Below are 18,136 nucleotides of genomic sequence, written 5' to 3'. Positions count from 1 at the left end.
AGGTGACTCGTGTCTGAAAAGGTCTGATGCTGGTCTTAGAGGGCGGAGCCTGAATGCTTTTAATTGTGTTGGCTTTGTTCTGCGTTGGTTACTTAATCTGTCCTCAGATCCATTTTAACCTATTATTTTCGCAGCGCGAATTACGTGAAATTTCCATCCGAACACCCTAAAATCCTGCAAACAACGTCACAGTTGGGTGCAGCCGCTCTCTTTGTATTACTTGGCCTCTCAGGCTGTAAGTTTGTTGGCACGGACTATGTCACACCAGATCTGGAAGTTCCGGATCAGTGGCAGCAGCGATTGGCAACTGGGAATGCTGCGGCCTCATTGGGGGTAGATGAATGGTGGAAGCATTTTAATGATCCGACTTTGGACCGAGTGATCGAGCGAGCGGTCGAGGCGAATAAAGATTTGGCGATTGCCTATGAGCGTGTGCTCCAAGCACGGGCGGCACGTCAAATCTCGAAGAGTGGCTTGTATCCGACTGTTGACGGCACTGGCAATGTGACTCGTGATCGCACGAGTGAGAACATTGGAGCGGGCACCGCTGGTGGCCAAACCGATACCTACTATGGTGCGGGTGCGGGTGTTGCTTGGGAACTAGATGTGCTCGGTGGCGTGCGCCGTTCGATTGAGGCTGCCGATGCTGGGCTGCAAGCGACGGAAGAAACGTATCGTGATTTCATGGTTCTGTTGCTGGCTGAGGTCGCGGGTAGTTATGTGGAAGTGCGCACTTTAGATGAACGTATCGTATTGGCTCTGGAGAATGTTAAGACGCAGCAAGGGTCTCTGAAGCTGGCGGAAGATCGCTTCGAGGCGGGGTTGGTGCCTAAGATCGACATTACACAAGCTCAGACGAATCTATCCAATACTCAGGCATTTTTACCGCAGCTTGGTATTGAGCGCGTTGAGGTGATTAATCGTCTCTCTGTTTTACTCGGTGGTTATTCGTATGAGACACAAGCGCTTCTTGGGTCTTCCAGCTCGATTCCGAAGCCGCCGCTCCAGGCTGCTGCGGCAACACCCGCCGAAGTCCTTCGCTCTCGTCCAGATGTGAGAGCAGCAGAGCGCCGTTTAGCTTCGCAACATGCACGTATTGGTGTCGCTGAGGCGGATCTATATCCACGCTTTACCTTGAACGGAGATTTCCAGCTTCTCGCGACTGAGAGTGGCGATGTGTTTGAATCGGGCTCTCGTGACTATGGTTTTGGCCCAGGGTTTCGTTGGAACTTATTCAGCGCTGGGCGTGTGCGTAGCCAGATTGACATCGAAGAGTCGAAGACACGTGAGGCTTATTTGGCATATGAAAACGTCGTTTTGAGTGCGGTGGGTGAAGTCGAGACCTCGATGGGAGGGTTGGCCTTTGAGCGTGATCGTTTAGCGGCTTTAACGACGGCCTCGGTTGCAGCATCGGAGACCGTGTCTTTGGTGAAGGATAACTACTCTAAGGGCTTGGTGGACTTCCAAAATGTTTTGGATGCGGAGCGCACTGCGACGACCACGGATGATAACCGCGCGCTCAGTGAAGGTCGGATTGCTGGTTTTTATATCGATCTCTACCAGTCGCTTGGTGGTGGGTTTCCTGATGACGCGATGCCAGTGAAGTAGTTGGCTAAATAATTTTAGATTTAATTGAGATACACTATGAAAGAAACACGTGCGTTTGTTCTTCGAGGTTTCGACCTCTCTAAGCTGGGTGCTCCTATGGGAGCTGCAGTCTTGGCTTCAATCTTTGCTGTGGGATGTGCGCCAGAAGCCGAGGTGCAAGCGCCACCTCCACCAACGGTTACGGTTGCGAACCCTGAGACACGCGAGGTGACTGTATATAAAAGTTATCCTTCGACGCTGAAAGGTGTTTCGGAGATCGAGATGCGGGCTCGCGTGAGTGGTTATTTAGAAGATGCCAACTTCGAGGAAGGTGGCTTTGTGAAGGCTGGAGAGCACTTGTTTACGATCGAACCGCGCCCGTATCAGTTGGCGGTTGAGGCTGCAGAGGCCGATTTGGCTCGAGCTGTGGCTGGGCGCGAATTGGCTGAGTCTCGATTACGCCGACTCGAGGAGGCGCTCAAGTCGAATGCGGTGGCCGAGGTTGAGGTTGATATTGCGTCTGCTGAATTGGCTCAAGCCATTGCTAGCGTCAGTCAAGCGACTGCTCAGTTGAACAATGCAAAGCTAGACTTGAGCTATACCAATGTGAATGCACCAATTAGTGGTCGAGTGTCCTTGTCTACTGTCAGTGATGAAAATTTGGTGGGTTTCAGTGATCCCACCGTCATCACTACCATCGTGGATGATTCCGTGATTGAGGCACACTTTGAGGTGCCTGAGCGTGAAATGATTAAGTATCTGCAAATACGTCAAAAGGGCTCTTCAGTTGATGAGTATGTGACTGGGCTGGGAATCCAATTGGAGTTGTCTGATGGTTCTATTTATGCCGAAGCGGGGCGCATTGATTTTATGGATAATAAGGTAGACTCCATGACGCGCACGATCGCGATGCGTGCTGTGTTTGATAATAAGGACGCTGGTTTAGCATCAGGCTTGTATGCGTTGGTGAAGATCCCTGTTCCGCCTAATAAAGATGATCCAAGTGATAAGAATGCTTTGCTAGTGCCAGCAGATGCGATTTTGAGAGACATCGGAGGTCGCTATGTCTGGGTGGTGGATGATCAGAATGTGGTGCATCGCCGTGGGGTGGATCCTGGTGATACGATAGTGAAGCAGGCTGAAGGCGATTCACCAGCAGAGCGTCAGACGATCATTGTGGATGGAGTGACTTCAGAGGATCGCATTATTGTGATGGGTCTGCAGCGTGCGCGTGACGGAGTGACTGTGACTCCGGAAATGGCGAAATAGCTCATTTAGCTAATACATATTATGCTTAGTTTATTCTTTATTCGCAGGCCGATTTTTGCGGCAGTGATCTCGATCGTGATCGTGGTCTTGGGGATTGTCTCCCTGATGATGCTGCCGATTGCACGCTATCCTGACTTAGCGCCGCCGACGATTACTGTGTCTGCAAATTATGCAGGTGCCGATGCGCAGACCGTTTCGGATACGGTTGCGGCCACCATTGAAAAAGAAGTCAATGGTGTGGAAGGCATGATCTACATGAGTTCCGTGAGTGCGAATGACGGAAGCATGAATTTGACCGTCACCTTCGAGCCTGGAGTTGATTTGGATACGGCCAATGTCTTGGTGCAAAATCGTGTTTCCCTGGCGGAGCCGCGTTTGCCGGAAGAGGTGAAGCGCACGGGGGTTTCGGTGAAGAAGAAGTCCACTGATGTGGTGATGTATGTTACGGTGACCTCACCTGAGGGCACGTATGATGATGCTTATTTGTCGAATTATTCAAATATGCGTATACGCGATGACCTCCTGCGTGTGCCGGGTGTGGGTGATGTGATGCTGTATGGTGTTGGTGAGTTTAGTATGCGTATTTGGTTGGACCCAGATCAATTGCGTGCGCGTAAGTTGGCTGCGTCTGAAGTGGTCGATGCGATTCGTGAACAGAATATTCAAGTCGCTGCGGGTCGTGTGGGCGGATCGCCTGCCCCCGAAGGCACTGCGTTTGAATATGTGTTGAGTGCGCATGGCCGCCTCGTGGAAATCGAGGAGTTTGAGAATATCGTGATTGCGACGTCGGAGGACGGTCGAACGATTCGTGTGCGTGATGTCGCACGTGTAGAGCTGGGTTCCGATGTGTATAACTTCAGTGCACGGTCGAATGGAGCGGACGCTGCAGCATTGGCGATTTATCAAATACCTGGTTCTAACTTGATTCAAGTTGCGGATGGGGTGACTGCGAAGTTGGAGGAGCTTTCCAATTCGTTTCCGAACGATGTCGATTATAAGATTATCTATGATGCGACCTGGGTCGTGCATGCTTCGATTCGTGAGGTGGTGATTACGCTGATGCAGACATTAGGCCTAGTGGTGTTGACGGTTTATATCTTTTTGCAGAACTTCCGAGCGACCTTGGTGCCGACCGTGACGATTCCTGTTGCGTTGATTGGCACGTTCTCGGTGTTGTTGATGATGGGCTACTCCCTCAACCTGCTGACCCTCTTCGGCCTGGTCCTGGTGATCGGAATTGTGGTGGATGATGCAATTTTGGTGGTGGAGAACACCACGGTTCACTTGGATCGAGGGCTGAGCGGCAAAGAGGCTGCAGCGGAATGTATGAAGGAGGTCACCGGACCAGTGGTGGCGACGACCTTGGTGCTGCTCTCGGTATTCGTGCCAACTGCGATGATGCCAGGTATTACCGGCACGATGTTTAAGCAGTTCGCGATTACGATTTCGATTGCGACCTGTTTCTCGACGGTCAATGCGCTGACCTTGAGTCCGGCACTTTGTGGTATTTTGCTAAAGCCGGGACAAGCCGAAGCGAAGGGGCTATTTAAGCTCTTTAACACTACGGTGGAGAAGACGAATAGTGGTTATCAGAGTATTGTTCGCTTAGCACTGCGTTACAGTGTGATCGGCGTAGCGCTCTTTATCGGGCTTGTTTACATTTCCGGTAAGGGGATGAGTAGCTTGCCAACTGGTTTCGTGCCGCAAGAAGATGAAGGCTATTGCATGATGAGTGCTCAGTTGCCGGATGGTGCGACCTTGGAACGCACGGATGCGGTCATGGAGCAGATCGAAAAAATTGCTCTGGCAACGCCAGGTGTGGTGGATTGTTTGGCGGTTTCTGGTTATTCTTTGATTGATGGAGCGGCAGGTTCGAATGCGGGTTTCTGCATGATCGTTTTTGATCACTGGGATGAGCGTGGAACTCCTGAGTTGCATCAGTCCGGGATTCTCGCAGCGATGCAAGTTGAGTTTAATAAGATACAAGACGCAGTGGCGTTTGGCTTTCCGATGCCTTCGTTGCCAGGCGTGGGTATGACAGGTGGCTTTACTTACATGCTACAAGACAAAGAGGGTGGTGGTCCCGAGCAGTTACAGGCGGTCTCTGCTGGGCTTATGGCTGAAGCGAACCAAAGTCCGATTATGAATGGAGTGCGGTCAACTTTCCGCGCGAGTGTGCCGCAGATTTTTATCGATATTGACCGTGAGCAGATTAAGCGCACGGGCACATCGATGACTGCCGTTTTTGATACGTTGCAGGTCTATCTTGGCTCGATGTATGTGAATGACTTCACGCTATTCGGACAGGTTTTTAAGGTGACCGCGCAAGCAGATATACCGGCTCGTGGAGAACCGGATGATATTAATAAACTGACGGTTAAAGGTGCGAATGGTGAGATGATACCTCTAGGTGCAGTCGTCGCATTGGAAGAGAAGCTGGGGCCGCAGAACGTGATTCGTTTCAATATGATGCCTTCGGTGAAGGTGCTTGGTAATCCAGCTCCTGGTTATAGCTCGGGGCAGGCGATGGATACCATGGAAGCTTTGTCTGCTACGAATTTGCCCGCTTCGATGGGCTTTTCGTGGTCGGAGTTGTCGTATCAGGAGAAGCAAGCGGGAGCTGGTCTTATCGCGGTGTTTGGTTTTGCTGTGTTGATGGTGTATTTATTGTTGGCTGCTCAATATGAGAGCTGGACTTTGCCTATCTCAGTTTGTCTTGCGGTGCCGACTGCGCTCTTGGGTGCGGTGTTCTTTATCAAATATCGTGGCATGGAAAACAACGTGTATACACAGGTCGGTTTGATTTTGTTGATCGCTCTCGCCACTAAGACTGCGATTTTGCTGACGGAATTTGCCAGTGTGCAACGCCAGAGCGGCATGAGTATTTTCGATGCTGCGGTCGAGGCTGTGAAGCTTCGTTACCGTGCGGTTTTGATGACTGCGCTGTCCTTCGTGCTCGGTGTGATTCCACTATTGATCGCCTCGGGTGCAGGTGCTGCGTCACGTCAGGTGCTGGGCACTGCGGTGTTCGGCGGTATGGTCACCGCGACTATTCTGAGTTTGATTGTTGTGCCGATGCTCTACTTCGTAATCCAGACAATGATGGAGAAAGTTACTGGCGGTAAGAAGGCGGATGATGCGCCTAAGGCAGTCGAATCCACTGATTAGTAAGTATGTCAGAGAACCCTTACGAATCCGACGAGCTGCTGCAGCAGTATTTGATTTTTCACTACGCCAGTGCGGCGGAGCAGTTCCCGTATGGCTTCGGTGGTGCCGATGCCTTGGGGTTTCCACAGCGATGCGTCAGTGAGGGCGTCGATGTGGCGGTCTTGCCAGCAAATGCGCGCGCCTTGGATCTCGGCTGCTCGGTGGGGCGCTCGACCTTTGAGCTGGCGCGTCATTGCTCGGAGGTGATTGGCATTGATTACTCGCAGGCGTTTATCGATGCGGCCAATCGTATGAAGACCGCTGGTATGCATGCGGCTTGGCGTTTGGATGAAGGCTCGGGCACGACTTTGTTGGATTTGAAGGTGGATGCCGCGATTGATCCGAACCGTGTGCATTTTGAAGTCGGGGATGCGCAGCGTGTTCGCGACGATATCGGTCAGTTTGACGTCGTGATTGCCTGTAATTTGATCTGCCGCTTGCCGGAGCCGATGCGCTTGTTGAAGCGGCTGTCAGAGTTGGTGAAGCCTGGCGGCCAGTTGTTGATTACCACGCCCTTCACATGGCTGGAGGAATATACGCCGTCGGCTAATTGGCTCGGCGACGGTGCACAAGATTCGTTTGAGGGCTTACGTTCCGCGCTGGAGCCAGACTTTGAGCTACAAAAGCAGTGGGATATGCCGTTCCTGATTCGGGAGCACGCGCGGAAGTTCCAATACAGTATCGCGCAAGCGAGTCGTTGGCGCCGGTGCTAGAACTGGCTGGCTTACTTACTGGGTTGGCTTGCCCCGTAGGCCGTAGAGCAGTGCCTGATTCCACTGCGCTTTTTTGCTGTCGTAGATACTGTAATGGCCATCACGAAAGCCCCATGCTGCCCAAGAAATGCCGTATTTTTCGGCGACTGTATGCACGACGTGGTAGTAGCGCACGCGGTCTTCGAGCGCGGCGTATTTGATAGCTCCGAATTCTCCTAGAAGGAGTGGACGTTGCTCTTTTTTGCCCCACTGGGCTGCACTCTGCAGGTCACTGAGCACCTCTTTGATTTGTTCAGGCGTGCCGTTCCAGCGCACGTCTTTCACGTCTTTCATGTTAGGTGTCCAACTCGCGCCTTGGTGGGTGAATTGGAATGGTTCGTAATAGTGAAAGGTGGCAATGACGTTGCGCTCGGACTTTGGGATTTTGAGTTGTTTGAGGAATTTAATATTATTCCAATGCCCGGGGCCGATAATGAGCGTGCGCTCTGGGTTACTCTTGCGCACGACTGCGATGGCTTCGGCGAGGTAGGTGTTCCAGAGTTTCGGTGTCAGGTTGGTGTTCGGCTCGTTGAGGAGTTCGAAGAAGACCGTATCATTAGGGAGGTGTGCAAAGTGCTGAGCGAGCAGTCGCCACGATTCCATATATTGGTCGTGCATTTCCTCGGGCTTTTCTCCCATGGGGAAGTATTCGTGGTGGTCGAGGATGATCGCTAGATCGTGCTGAAGGGCGCGCTCGACGATACGCTCGACGTCCTTAAGCCATGCGGTATTGAAGCGCCACTGCCCTTCGTCTTGCTGCATCTCCTTGAAGGGGGCGAGCACCAGACGGATCGCGGTGAAACCAGCCTCAGCGATTATGCTGACGTCTGACTCGGCACTGCTGCGCTCTGCCAAATTGATCGTTTGAGCGAGCGCTTGGTTGCGGCTGAATGCGAGTTGATTGGAGTCAGCGCGGAGTGGGGTAATAGCGGACGTCATTATCAGCAGCAAGATAGAGAGTAGATGGAGTCGTATGCGGGCGGGCATATGCATCATGCTGAGTGCTGCGGTGTAAAGTGACTAGACATATTCACATTGAGAAATACCACGTTTCAGATGCGAAAGCACCTTGATGGATCGCGTCAACGACGGGCTACTTGGCTTTGATGTGCTTGAGCAACTTCGGGTCGGCGACTAATGGGCCTGCGGGCACGATACTGGCGACGAGTAACCAGCCAGTTATCTTCCATGACCATTTGTAATCCATTTGGCCGAGCACGGCCAACCCGACGTAGGCCATCCATAAGATTCCGTGTGCCATGCCGATCGGTCGGATCAGCATGTCGTTGCCCCATATATATTTGAGTGGCATGGCGATGCCGAAGAGTAGGATTGAGGAAATGGCTTCCCAAGTGCCAACGCTGCACAGGCGGTTGAGGGTGCTGTCGAATTTGAACATGCGAACAGCTATTGAAGGACTCGCGGCGAATTGCGATTAAAAATTGAGAGTTCGGCTCGGTTCAGCAGTGACCTTTAGAAAATCGTCTTCGAATGAGTTTCTCAATTTCTAGGATGATGAAACCAGGTAGTAGGCAGGGGAGGATATAGAGCCACCATTCGAGCGGGAAGTTTGCGGTTCGAAATGCGGCAGCGATCGATGGCACCACGCTTGGCAGTAGGCGGAGTAGGACGCTGGCGGCGATCCCTGCGAGTAACCACTTATTTGAGAATGGGCTGAAACTGAAGGCCGACTGGTCGATCGATCGTGCACTCATGACGAATCCGAAGTGCACCATCAGCACCGCCCAGAAGGCTGCGGTTTGGGCTTGGGTGAGCAGCAACTCGTCGAGGATGGTGCCATCTGCGGCGACGGCTGCGGCTCCGAAGTGATGATAGATCCAAAACCCAGGCAGGGCGATGGCGAGGCCGATCAGGATGACGCGCCCCAGTAGCAGCATGCTGGCGAGTTTAGCTTTCGGTGGCCGTGGGGGTTGTTTGAGTAAGTTGCGCTCTTTGGCCTCCATCATCAGTGGCATCGTCAGAAAGACCGAGTCGAATAGATTGATCCATAGAATCATGACGGGTTCGAGCGTCAGTCGAGCTGCGAAGATCGGCACGAAGGTGGCCATTAGCACCGCGCCGATGACGAGCATGGCTTGTCCGCCATTGGTGGGAAGTGTGTAGAGAATGGCCTTTTCCAGATTCTTCCAGGCGTGCCGTCCTTCTTCGACAGCGCCGACGATACTGGCAAAGTTGTCGTCTGTCAGCACCATGTCGGCAGCTTCTTTACTGACTTCGGTGCCCGTGATGCCCATCGCAATGCCGATGTCTGCCGCTTTCAGTGCAGGGGCGTCGTTGACGCCGTCACCGGTCATCGCGACGATTTCGCCACGTTCTTGTAGTTGCCGGGCGATACGAAGTTTGTGCTCGGGGGCGACACGGGCAAAGACAGAGACTCGAGCGACGGCTTCGCGCAAGTCATCATCGCTCATGCGCGCCAATGTTTCACCGCCGATCGCGGGAGGGGCATCGCGCGATAAGATGCCGAGCTGGCGTGCCACTGCAGAAGCGGTGATGGCGTGATCGCCTGTGATCATGACGGGGCGGATTCCGGCTTGTTTGCAGTCTTCAATGGCGGCGATGGCTTCTGGTCGCGGAGGATCGATCATGCCTTCGATCCCTAAGAAGGTGAGAGTATGCAGGTCTTTGGAGGTGATGCGCGTGTGCGTGTGTGGCACTGCTTTGGTGGCCATGGCGAGGAGGCGCAGTGCTTTGGCTGCAAGTTGCTCTGCTTGTTCGTGAATGGCATCGGGGGTAAGATCCTCTGGGCCGTTTTGAGTGAGTTGATGGGTGCAGAGCTTGAGCACTTGTTCGGGGGAGCCTTTGACGAAGATGTGGTTCGATTTTTCGCCACGATGCAGCGTCGCCATATACATATTTTCAGAGTCGAAGGGGATTTCATCGATGCGTTCTGAATGATCCGTGATCTGTGCTTTGGCGGCGGCGACTAGCAAGGCGCCTTCGGTGGGGTCTCCGACAATATGGTGGTGTGTGCCTTCTTTGACTAAGTTCGCATCGTTGCAGAGTAGTCCAGTGCGGAGTGTTTCACGGAGCGCGGACGGTAGCTCTGTCAGATCGATGGCTGCTTGGTCTTTTGCGAAAAAGCCGTCGGGATCATAGCCTACGCCGTGCACTTCGTAGGAGCTGTCGGCACAGAGGATCGCCTGCACGGTCATTTCATTCTTGGTCAAGGTGCCAGTTTTGTCGGAGCAGATGACGGTGGTGCAGCCGAGGGTTTCAGCGGCGGGCAGACGACGGATCAGGGCGCTGCGTTGCGCCATGCGGGTGGCAGAGAGCGCGAGTATGCCGGTCACAATCATGGGCAACATTTCTGGGATCGCCGCCACGATCAGTGAAATGGAGCCGAGGAAATTGTAGCCGAGGGCGTATCCCACGTAGTGCCCGAGCAATAGGTTCAAGAGCCCGATCAGTAGGATTGCGATGATCAGTGTGCGGGTAAAATCGGCGATTTTCGACTGCAGCGGTGTCAGCGGTGCTTGGATCTCTTTCATCAGCACGGCAATTTTTCCGATCTCGGTCTGTTCGGCAGTTTCGACAACAATTCCCAGTGCTGAGCCGCGGGTGGCGAAGGTGCTGCTGAAGGCCATGCAGCGTTGATCGCCAGGAGAGAGGTCGGGGCGGTCGATGGCGTCGATCTCCTTTTTTGCCGGCACGGATTCGCCGGTTAGGGCGCTTTCGTCGGCATGAAAATCATGAGCGCTGATCAGTCGTAAGTCGGCAGGGATACGGTCGCCCCCACTGAGGCTGACGATTTCGCCCGGGACGAGTTCTCGACTGGGGATAATCGTGGCTTCGCCACTACGTATGACGGTGCATTTTGCCACGAGTGTGCGCTTTAAGGCGTCGAGCGCGCCCTCGGCCTTGCCCTCTTGAATGTAGCCGATGACTACATTTAAGGCGACGACTCCAAGGATGACTGCCATGTCCATCCACATCCCGAGTATGGCGGTCAAGGTGATCGCAATCAGTAGAATATAGATGAGCGCGTTGTGGAATTGTCGTAGCAGGCGTTTCCATGCGCTTGGCGTTTGAATTTTTAATTCATTATAGCCGAACTCTTCTAAGCGGCGCTGAGAGAGGTCTTGAGAGAGGCCTTCGGGGGCACTTTCTAAGCGTTCAAGCACATCAGCGCTCGATAATTGATACCAAGACCTATCGCAATTCTGGGACATCTCACGTGCCATTGTATGCATGGCCGCGTGTGAGTCCATTTTTAGAGGTCGATTTCGACGATGTGTTGCGCTCAATCCCAGAACCGCTGAGCGGATCCGCTTCATGGCGCTTCAACGGATCTGTTCTTGGGGAGGGACGGCCTCCGCGCTTGCCGCGTTCTACGCTGCCGTCTCGCCGAGCCTCCGCACTCAACCTCCGCTCAGAACCAAAGCACCAGCACACCGCAAGACGAGGCGGAGCTCGTCCCTCCCGTATGGGTTGAGCTAAAAAATCACAATTCTTGATGCGGGAGAGGTCTCAGTCCGCTCTTCCTGTATTATTCCTCTACAAGCTGCTCGGATCTGGCAAAGCCATTGCCGTCAATGCCGAGTGTGTCGGCCAGGAATTTAAGCGCGGGCTCCATGCGCTGTTTCAGTGTCCAGGGCGGGTTGATGACAATCATGCCGCTAGAGGTCATGCCGCGCGCTTCGGTGTCGTTGGTGATGCCGAGCTCATACACTTGAATGTTGCGGATGCCGCTACGCTGTAGATCGGCTTCCATCTGGTCGATGCGTGCGCGTTCGACCACCGGATACCAGATCAAATAAACCCCTTGGGCAAATTTTCGGTATGCGCGGGTAATGAATTCCACCACACGATCATAGTCTTCTTTGATTTCGTAGGACGGGTCAATCAGCGTCACTGCACGTCGCTCTCTGGGCGGCAGGAGCTTTTCGACTCGATTAAAGCCGTCCTCATGCCAGACCTCGGCGCGGCCATCGACGCGTAGCAATGCTTCGAGCGCCTCAATCTCGGTGTTGTGCAGTTCGCACAATTGCAGGCGGTCTTGCTCACGCAGCAGATGCTGGGCAATGGACGGCGAACCCGGATATTTGACGAGTTCGTCGCTGACATTGATCGCTTCAATCACCTCCAAATAGGGTAAGAGCGCTTCCGGTAAGGCCTCTTCGACCCATAGTTTGGCGATGCCGCCTTGGAATTCGCCGGTCTTCAGAGCGAATTCCGAATCCAGTGCATACATGCCCGGGCCCGCATGCGTATCGAAATACGCGAACGGCTTATCCTTCAACTTTAGGTAGTTGAGGCACTCGACTAGCACGAGGTGCTTGAGCACATCGGCATAGTTTCCAGCATGGAATGCGTGGCGGTAGCTGAGCATGGTGTCGGATGATCTCGTTGAACGTTGAACATCGAACGTTCAACTTTGAATGTTGAATTTAAATAGCTGAAAATAGAATTTTCAGCTTGATTGGATTTTTGCGACGTCGAAGCAAAATGTCGACGTTCGACGTTCGACGTTCGACGTTCGACGTTCGACGTTCGACGTTCGACGTTCGACGTTCGACGGGCTAGCTGCCTGGCTTGATCGCTTCGCTGCCTTGTAGCTCTGGCGGGAGATTGTCGGCTTCGTAAGTTGGGAAGCTGAGTTCTGCTAGGCTGTGGTGTGGGATGTCGAAGGTGGTCTTGCCGTTGCTGCGGTCGACGATGACACCGACTGCGACAGGATCTGCGCCGTGTTTGCGGCATTGTTCGAGTGCTTCAACGACGCGGCCACCGCGTGTGATGACGTCTTCGACGATCAATACCTTCTCGTCGGGTGCGAATTTGAAGTTGCGGCGTAGTTCGAGCTTATCATCGACCTTTTCGAGGAAAACGAAGCGTAGGCCGAGTTGGCGTGCGACTTCTTGGCCGATCACGAGACCGCCCATTGCGGGGCCGACGACGGTCGTCGCGCCGTAGCCTTTGAGGTCTTCACAGAGGAGTTCCGCCATGCGAGTGACTTTGTCCATGTATTGGCAAACCTGTGCACATTGGAAGAAATGGGCACTGTGCAGGCCGGAGCGCAGCAGGAAGTGGCCACTGAGGAGTGCGCCACCGTCGCGGAAAATTTGGAGAACTTCTTCTTGTTTGGAATCCATGGCGGCAGGTTGAAGTTAGAATGCGGAAGTGTGAAGTGAGAAACGCGCGCGAGAGAAAATTATTTGGAAGAGCTTGTGGCTTGTGGTTCGGGCGTTCTGACTACTAACTTCTAATTTCAGCAAATGCTTAATTTACTACATCGTCATGTCTTGAAGGAGGTTCTTGTCGCTACTGGGTTCGCGATGGGGCTTTTTGTGTTCGTCCTGTTATTGGGAAATGCGATGCGTGATATCGCAGAGCTGGTTGCGGCTGGGAAACTCGATGCGATCGTCTTTTTGAAGTTGATGGGGCTGTTGATCCCTTACGTGGCGGCGTATGCGCTACCGCTGGGGGTTTTGACGGGCACATTGATGGCGCTCGGACGTCTGTCTTCGCAGCAGGAAATTACTGCGATGAAGGCCTCGGGCCTGAGCCTGTATCAAATCGCATCGCCCGTGTTCTTGATCTCATTCATCGGGATGGTCGTGGGCGTTGTGGTGAATCTTCAATATGCGCCAGAATCACGCTTAGCTTATAAGCAGTTGATGGCCACCGCGGTCAGTGAAAACCCGATTGGGTTCATTGAGGAGCGGCGATTTATCCACGAATTTCCTGGGTATGTGATTTATATGGGCGGGCGCGATGGTTCGCTGATGAAGGATTTCTGGATTTGGGAGCTAGACGACGCGCAACGCGTGAAGCTCTTTTTACGCGCAGAGGAAGGCGAAATTAGTTTTGATAAAGAAAGCAGCGCGCTAGTTTTGACCCTTCGGAATGGCACGGCAGAGCAGCGTGATAATGACGATCCTGATGAGCTCGACGAGGAGCCGATGCGATCACTCTTCTTTGGAGAGTTGCCGATCGAGTTGCCCATGGGGGATATTTTTGGTGAAAAGAGCCAGCGGCGTGTGCGCACCAAGGAGATGGTCTTTTCGCAGTTGATGGCAAAGCGTGATCTGCTGTTAGCGGAAGAGGCTGAAGCCGGTGAAGGGATGTCGAAGTCGCGAATGAAGTTGCAGGTGCACATGCAAAAGAGCTTTGCGATGGCGTTTTCGGTGTTTTCGCTGGCGATCTTTGGCGTGCCTCTGGCCATTCACGTAGGTCGTAAGGAGAGCTATGCGAATCTCGGGATCGCACTGATCATTGCGATGAGCTATTACTTTTTGATCATTGCAGTCAGTTGGCTAGAAGGTGTGCCTTCTTTACGTCCTGATTTGTTGATCTGGCTGCCAAACATCATCTTTCAGGCTGCTGGCTTTTTTATGATCCAGCGAGCCAACCAGCACTAAATCTAGTGAGAGTGAAAGTGATAGTCAGGAGTGAGTATCCGCAATGAAGATCGTTGCTGTGCAGAATCCGCCGAATGTGGATGCGTTGATTGAACGCTTCGGTTCGAGGGAACTTCCGTTTGTGCTGGATAGTTCGCGTTCGAATGACGGCTTGGGGCAATGGAGCTTTTTTGGTGCAAACCCATTCTTGGTCTTTTCGGGGAAGGATGGAGAGTATGTTGAACGTCCAACATTGAACGCCCAACGTCGAACGTTGAATGGAGATGGACTGCAGCTTTTGCGTGCGTTGATGGCGGGCTATGTGCTTGAGAATGAAAGTGGCATCCCGTTTGTGGGAGGCGCTGTCGGTTTTCTAGCGTATGATTATGGTCGTCAGATCGAAGCGTTGCCGGAGCAAACAGTGGATGATCGCGGGCTGCCAGATATGCACTTTGGTTTTTATGATGGGATTGCAGCATTGAACCATCAGACAGGGGAGCTGAGTCTGATCGCGCTCGGGATACGCGCGGATGAGGATCTGGTGTTGGCTGAACTGCAGGCGATTATTACGGATGCATCGATGTCAACCAATTCGCCTCCACCACAACATGGGGGCTGGGAGTGGAATATTGAGCGGGGTGCTTATTTGCAGGCGGTCGAGCGTGTGCGCAGTTACATTGCCAGTGGTGACGTCTATCAGGTCAATCTATCGCAACGCGCGAAGTGTCGTTACGAGGGCTGCCCGATACAGTTGTATCAAGCACTACGAGCGGGGAACCCCGCGCCGTATAGTGCGTTGATTCGATCGGATGCTTTTACGGTGTTGTCGACTTCTCCCGAGCAATTTCTGCGTAAGCAGGGGCGGCTGATTGAAACGCGCCCAATCAAAGGCACGCGCCCTAGGGGTGCGTCTGAAGAGGAGAATGCGCGCAACGCGGAGGCTTTGCGCAGGTCGGAGAAAGACCGTGCGGAGTTGCTGATGATTGTGGATTTAGAGCGCAATGACCTTGGCCGTGTGGCTGAGTTTGGCAGTGTGCATGTGGAGCACTTGTATCGACAGGAGCACTACGCGCGAGTGATTCACCAGACGGCGCAGGTCAAAGCCACTTTAGCCGAAGGTAAGGATGTGTTTGATTGTATTCATGCGCTGTTTCCAGGTGGCTCAATTACCGGAGCGCCGAAAGTGCGAGCGATGGAAGTCATCGAAGAGATCGAATCCACTCGGCGTGGTGTCTATACCGGCTCGGTCGGTTACATTGGGTTCGATGGCAATGCCGAGCTCAATATCGCGATCCGTAGCTTGCACCTTAAAGATGGCTATTTAGATTATCAAGTGGGTGGCGGGATCGTTTGGGATTCTGAGCCTGAAAGTGAATATCAAGAAACACTCGATAAAGGCCGTGCGATTCGTGAAACTGTGGATGCTTTATGTCAGACATCATAATACTTAATTCAGGAGACTCTGTTTCGCTAGATCCGACGCAGTCCGGCTTTGCGCATGGCTTTGGAATTTTCGAGACACTTAAACTTGCGGAATCACAGCTCTGTTTCTGGGAGGAGCACTGGCAGCGTTTTGTGAAGTCTGCAAAAGCGTTGAGTTTGCACCTTGAGTTTACCGAACCTGAGGTGCTCGCCGCGATTCGAGAGTTGGTGCGAGCGGATGGATTAAAGGATGCTGTGATTAAGGTGTCGCTCGTGCAGGCGTGCGAAGGCTCGCAGTGCTACGTGTATGCGCGACCTGCGATGATGACGAGTGGTGCTGCGCGTTTGCTCTTTGCATCCGACTCGAAGCAGAACGAGCACTCTTTACTCGCAGGGCATAAGACCCACAATTATATGGAGAATATGATGCTCTTGGCGTCGGCTCGTTCGGCAGGTTGCACCGATGTGGTGCGTGTGAATGCTGCAGGGCAATTAACAGAGACCGCCGTGGGGAATTTATTTTTTGTTCAAGGCGATACCTTATACACTCCAGGCCTAGCCACTGGTATACTGCCAGGCGTCGTGCGTGCCGTGGTGTTGGAGGCTGCGGAGATTTTAGGGATTCCGGTAGCCGAAGGTGCGTATTTTCCAGATGCGTTGAATCTGATGGAGTCGGCGTTTGTTACGAACTCGTCAGTTGGTATTCAACCTGTGGATACAATTATGATGGGAGATGCTCAGCGTGAAGTGAATAGTTCTTCGCATCCGATGGTCTTGGACTTGATCGAGGCGTTGGCGGCGGTTGAGGCGGGGAGCTCATTGGAGATTTCGAATGCATAAACATAAATCATATTTTACAAAGCGTCGAACCTTGGAGTTGGGACAGCAAACTTACCTTGCAGGTATTTTGAACCTGACGCCTGATTCGTTTTCAGATGGTGGAGAGTTTGTGGATTTAGACCGTGCGATCGAGCGCTTTCATCAAATGGTGCAGCAGGGGGCAGCAATTATTGATATCGGTGGTGAGTCGACGCGGCCGGGGCATCAGCCGGTTGCGATTGCTGAAGAGATCGCCCGTGTGGTGCCTTTTATTGAAAAGATACGTCCGCACACCGGGGCGCTGATTTCAATTGATACGTCAAAAAGTGATGTGGCGGAGGCGGCTTTGCTGGCCGGTGCCGATATTGTGAATGATGTCTGGGGCGCGCAGCGTGATCCTCAGATGGCTGAGGTGATCGGGCGTCATAACGCGGCTTGTATCCTGATGCATAACCGTTCTATCGAAGATGAGGAGTCGGGGGATGTGATTGAGGCGATTTGTGCGTTCTTTGATCAATCGATTCAATTAGTGCGCGCTGCAGGCGTGCGTGAGGATGCGATCATGTTGGATCCCGGCTTGGGCTTTGGAAAAACTTTTGAAGAGAATTGGGAGATTATGCGTCGCTTGTCTGAACTCTGTGCTTTGGGCTATCCACTCTTACTGGGGGCGTCGCGTAAGTCGATGATCGCAAAGTTGCTGAACTTAACGGACCCGAAGGCGCGCTTGAGTGGTAGCCTCGCAACTACGGCGTTGGCTGTGCAAGCTGGAGTTGATTTTATTCGTGTGCACGATGTGCGCGAGCATCGTGAGTGTGCACAAGTGATGGATCATTGTTTACGTTATGAATAAGACAAAAATCGAATTAAAGGACTTGGCTTTTTTTGCGCGTCACGGCGTGCTCACTGAAGAGGCGAAGCTGGGGCAACGCTTTAAAGTCGATGTGTTGTTGACCTTGGTTGATGGGCTTGAGTTTGAAGACGACACGCCAGAGCAGACCGTCAACTACGTTGAAGTGTATGACGTGGTGAAGGAGATCTTTACAGGCTTTCGTTTCAATCTGATCGAGCGTGCGGCGGAAGTGATTGCGACTGAGATTTTAGAGCGCTTTGACAAGGCCGTCGAAGTGACGGTCAAAGTAAAGAAGCCTGCTGTGCCGGTGGATTGCATTTGTGATTATTTTGCAGCGGAGGTCACCCGATGCCGCTAACGAGGGCTTATCTGGCACTCGGCAGTAATGTCGGCGAACGCCTCGAACAGATGCGCGCGGCATTGCGGATGCTGGATGCGGCGAACGATGTTTCGGTGCTGCGGGCGAGTTCGGTATATCAGAATCGAGCGATTGGTATGGGCGACGCGGAACCGTTTTTGAATGCGGTGATTGAGGTGTCGACCAGTCGCTCTGCGGAGGACTTGTTGGATCTATGCTTGTTGGTTGAAAATCAACTGGGTCGTGTGCGCTCTGGTAGTTGGGCACCGCGAACGATTGATGTCGACGTGCTGATCTACGGTGAGGCAGAGATCGAAAGCGAACGCTTGCAGCTACCGCATCCACGTATTGCTGAGCGCGACTTTGTGTTAAAGCCGCTCTCTGATATTAACCCCGATTTGTTGATTCGGGGTCGTTCAGTTGACGCACTGTTAAATGCGTTGCCGCTGGTTGAACTGGAACTCTATGCCGGCACTCTTCTAAATCCTAACTCCTAACTCCCATCTTCTTT

The 18,136-nt window shown here is 52.9% G+C and carries 15 protein-coding genes; 10 read left to right on the top strand and 5 right to left on the bottom strand.

Annotation, left to right across the window (positions count from 1 at the left end; translation table 11 throughout):
• Nucleotides 1-144 precede the first annotated feature (144 nt).
• From GZZ87_RS03175 to GZZ87_RS03160, 4 genes are read left to right on the top strand one after another with little or no spacing between them, the layout of a single operon-like run.
• Entirely contained in the window at nucleotides 145-1,608 is a 1,464-nt protein-coding gene (locus tag GZZ87_RS03175) for a TolC family protein (RefSeq protein ID WP_162027326.1), read from the top strand.
• Between the two features lie 36 nt (nucleotides 1,609-1,644).
• A complete protein-coding gene (locus tag GZZ87_RS03170) occupies nucleotides 1,645-2,856 on the top strand; it encodes an efflux RND transporter periplasmic adaptor subunit (protein WP_162027325.1) in 1,212 nt (403 codons plus the stop codon).
• 21 nt (nucleotides 2,857-2,877) lie between these two features.
• The gene (locus GZZ87_RS03165) at nucleotides 2,878-6,024 is read left to right on the top strand and encodes a multidrug efflux RND transporter permease subunit (RefSeq protein ID WP_162027324.1); all 3,147 of its coding nucleotides are present in this window, start codon (nucleotides 2,878-2,880) and stop codon (nucleotides 6,022-6,024) included.
• A gap of 5 nt (nucleotides 6,025-6,029) precedes the next feature.
• On the top strand, nucleotides 6,030-6,776 hold the full coding sequence (locus tag GZZ87_RS03160) for a putative 4-mercaptohistidine N1-methyltransferase (protein WP_162027323.1): 747 nt from the start codon (nucleotides 6,030-6,032) through the stop codon (nucleotides 6,774-6,776).
• 15 nt (nucleotides 6,777-6,791) lie between these two features.
• Here GZZ87_RS03160 and GZZ87_RS03155 read toward each other — a convergent pair whose 3' ends face one another.
• The 5 genes from GZZ87_RS03155 to pyrE all read right to left on the bottom strand — a co-directional run bounded on the left by GZZ87_RS03155 (nucleotide 6,792) and on the right by pyrE (nucleotide 12,928).
• The gene (locus tag GZZ87_RS03155; protein WP_162027322.1) at nucleotides 6,792-7,754 is read right to left on the bottom strand and encodes a glycoside hydrolase family 5 protein; all 963 of its coding nucleotides are present in this window, start codon (nucleotides 7,752-7,754) and stop codon (nucleotides 6,792-6,794) included.
• Nucleotides 7,755-7,908: 154 nt separating this feature from the next.
• The gene (locus GZZ87_RS03150; RefSeq protein ID WP_162027321.1) at nucleotides 7,909-8,214 is read right to left on the bottom strand and encodes a DUF3817 domain-containing protein; all 306 of its coding nucleotides are present in this window, start codon (nucleotides 8,212-8,214) and stop codon (nucleotides 7,909-7,911) included.
• Between the two features lie 61 nt (nucleotides 8,215-8,275).
• A complete protein-coding gene (locus tag GZZ87_RS03145; RefSeq protein WP_244648054.1) occupies nucleotides 8,276-11,047 on the bottom strand; it encodes an HAD-IC family P-type ATPase in 2,772 nt (923 codons plus the stop codon).
• A 278-nt stretch (nucleotides 11,048-11,325) separates the two neighbouring features.
• Nucleotides 11,326-12,168 carry a 23S rRNA (adenine(2030)-N(6))-methyltransferase RlmJ gene (gene rlmJ / locus GZZ87_RS03140; protein ID WP_162027320.1) on the bottom strand — a complete coding sequence of 281 codons (843 nt, stop codon included), beginning with the start codon at nucleotides 12,166-12,168 and terminating at the stop codon, nucleotides 11,326-11,328.
• 190 nt (nucleotides 12,169-12,358) lie between these two features.
• Nucleotides 12,359-12,928, bottom strand: coding sequence for an orotate phosphoribosyltransferase (gene pyrE / locus GZZ87_RS03135; RefSeq protein ID WP_162027319.1), 570 nt, complete (start codon nucleotides 12,926-12,928; stop codon nucleotides 12,359-12,361).
• Nucleotides 12,929-13,051: 123 nt separating this feature from the next.
• On the opposite strand from pyrE, the gene GZZ87_RS03130 reads away from it, so the two are divergent.
• Genes GZZ87_RS03130 through folK form a run of 6 tightly spaced genes read left to right on the top strand, consistent with a single transcriptional unit; the run spans nucleotide 13,052 to nucleotide 18,122 of the window.
• Nucleotides 13,052-14,197 (top strand): LptF/LptG family permease, encoded by a 1,146-nt coding sequence (locus tag GZZ87_RS03130; RefSeq protein ID WP_162027318.1) that lies wholly within the window; start codon nucleotides 13,052-13,054, stop codon nucleotides 14,195-14,197.
• A 43-nt stretch (nucleotides 14,198-14,240) separates the two neighbouring features.
• Complete coding sequence (gene pabB / locus GZZ87_RS03125) at nucleotides 14,241-15,620, top strand: aminodeoxychorismate synthase component I (RefSeq protein ID WP_162027317.1); 1,380 nt, start codon at nucleotides 14,241-14,243, stop codon at nucleotides 15,618-15,620.
• Nucleotides 15,605-16,438, top strand: a complete 834-nt coding sequence (locus GZZ87_RS03120) for an aminotransferase class IV (protein ID WP_162027316.1) — start codon at nucleotides 15,605-15,607, stop codon at nucleotides 16,436-16,438. Before pabB ends, GZZ87_RS03120 begins: the two co-directional genes overlap by 16 nt.
• Nucleotides 16,431-17,267 (top strand): dihydropteroate synthase, encoded by an 837-nt coding sequence (gene folP / locus GZZ87_RS03115; protein ID WP_162027315.1) that lies wholly within the window; start codon nucleotides 16,431-16,433, stop codon nucleotides 17,265-17,267. Before GZZ87_RS03120 ends, folP begins: the two co-directional genes overlap by 8 nt.
• The gene (gene folB / locus GZZ87_RS03110; RefSeq protein ID WP_162027314.1) at nucleotides 17,260-17,625 is read left to right on the top strand and encodes a dihydroneopterin aldolase; all 366 of its coding nucleotides are present in this window, start codon (nucleotides 17,260-17,262) and stop codon (nucleotides 17,623-17,625) included. Before folP ends, folB begins: the two co-directional genes overlap by 8 nt.
• Nucleotides 17,616-18,122, top strand: a complete 507-nt coding sequence (gene folK, locus GZZ87_RS03105) for a 2-amino-4-hydroxy-6-hydroxymethyldihydropteridine diphosphokinase (protein WP_162027313.1) — start codon at nucleotides 17,616-17,618, stop codon at nucleotides 18,120-18,122. The genes folB and folK overlap by 10 nt, the downstream gene beginning before the upstream one ends.
• Nucleotides 18,123-18,136: the final 14 nt, after the last annotated feature.

Source organism: Lentimonas sp. CC4 (assembly GCF_902728235.1).
In the GTDB taxonomy this organism is placed as follows: Bacteria; Verrucomicrobiota; Verrucomicrobiia; order Opitutales; family Coraliomargaritaceae; genus Lentimonas.
Note: the sequence above shows the minus strand (reverse complement) of the source record. Positions and strands in the feature narration are given on the sequence as shown.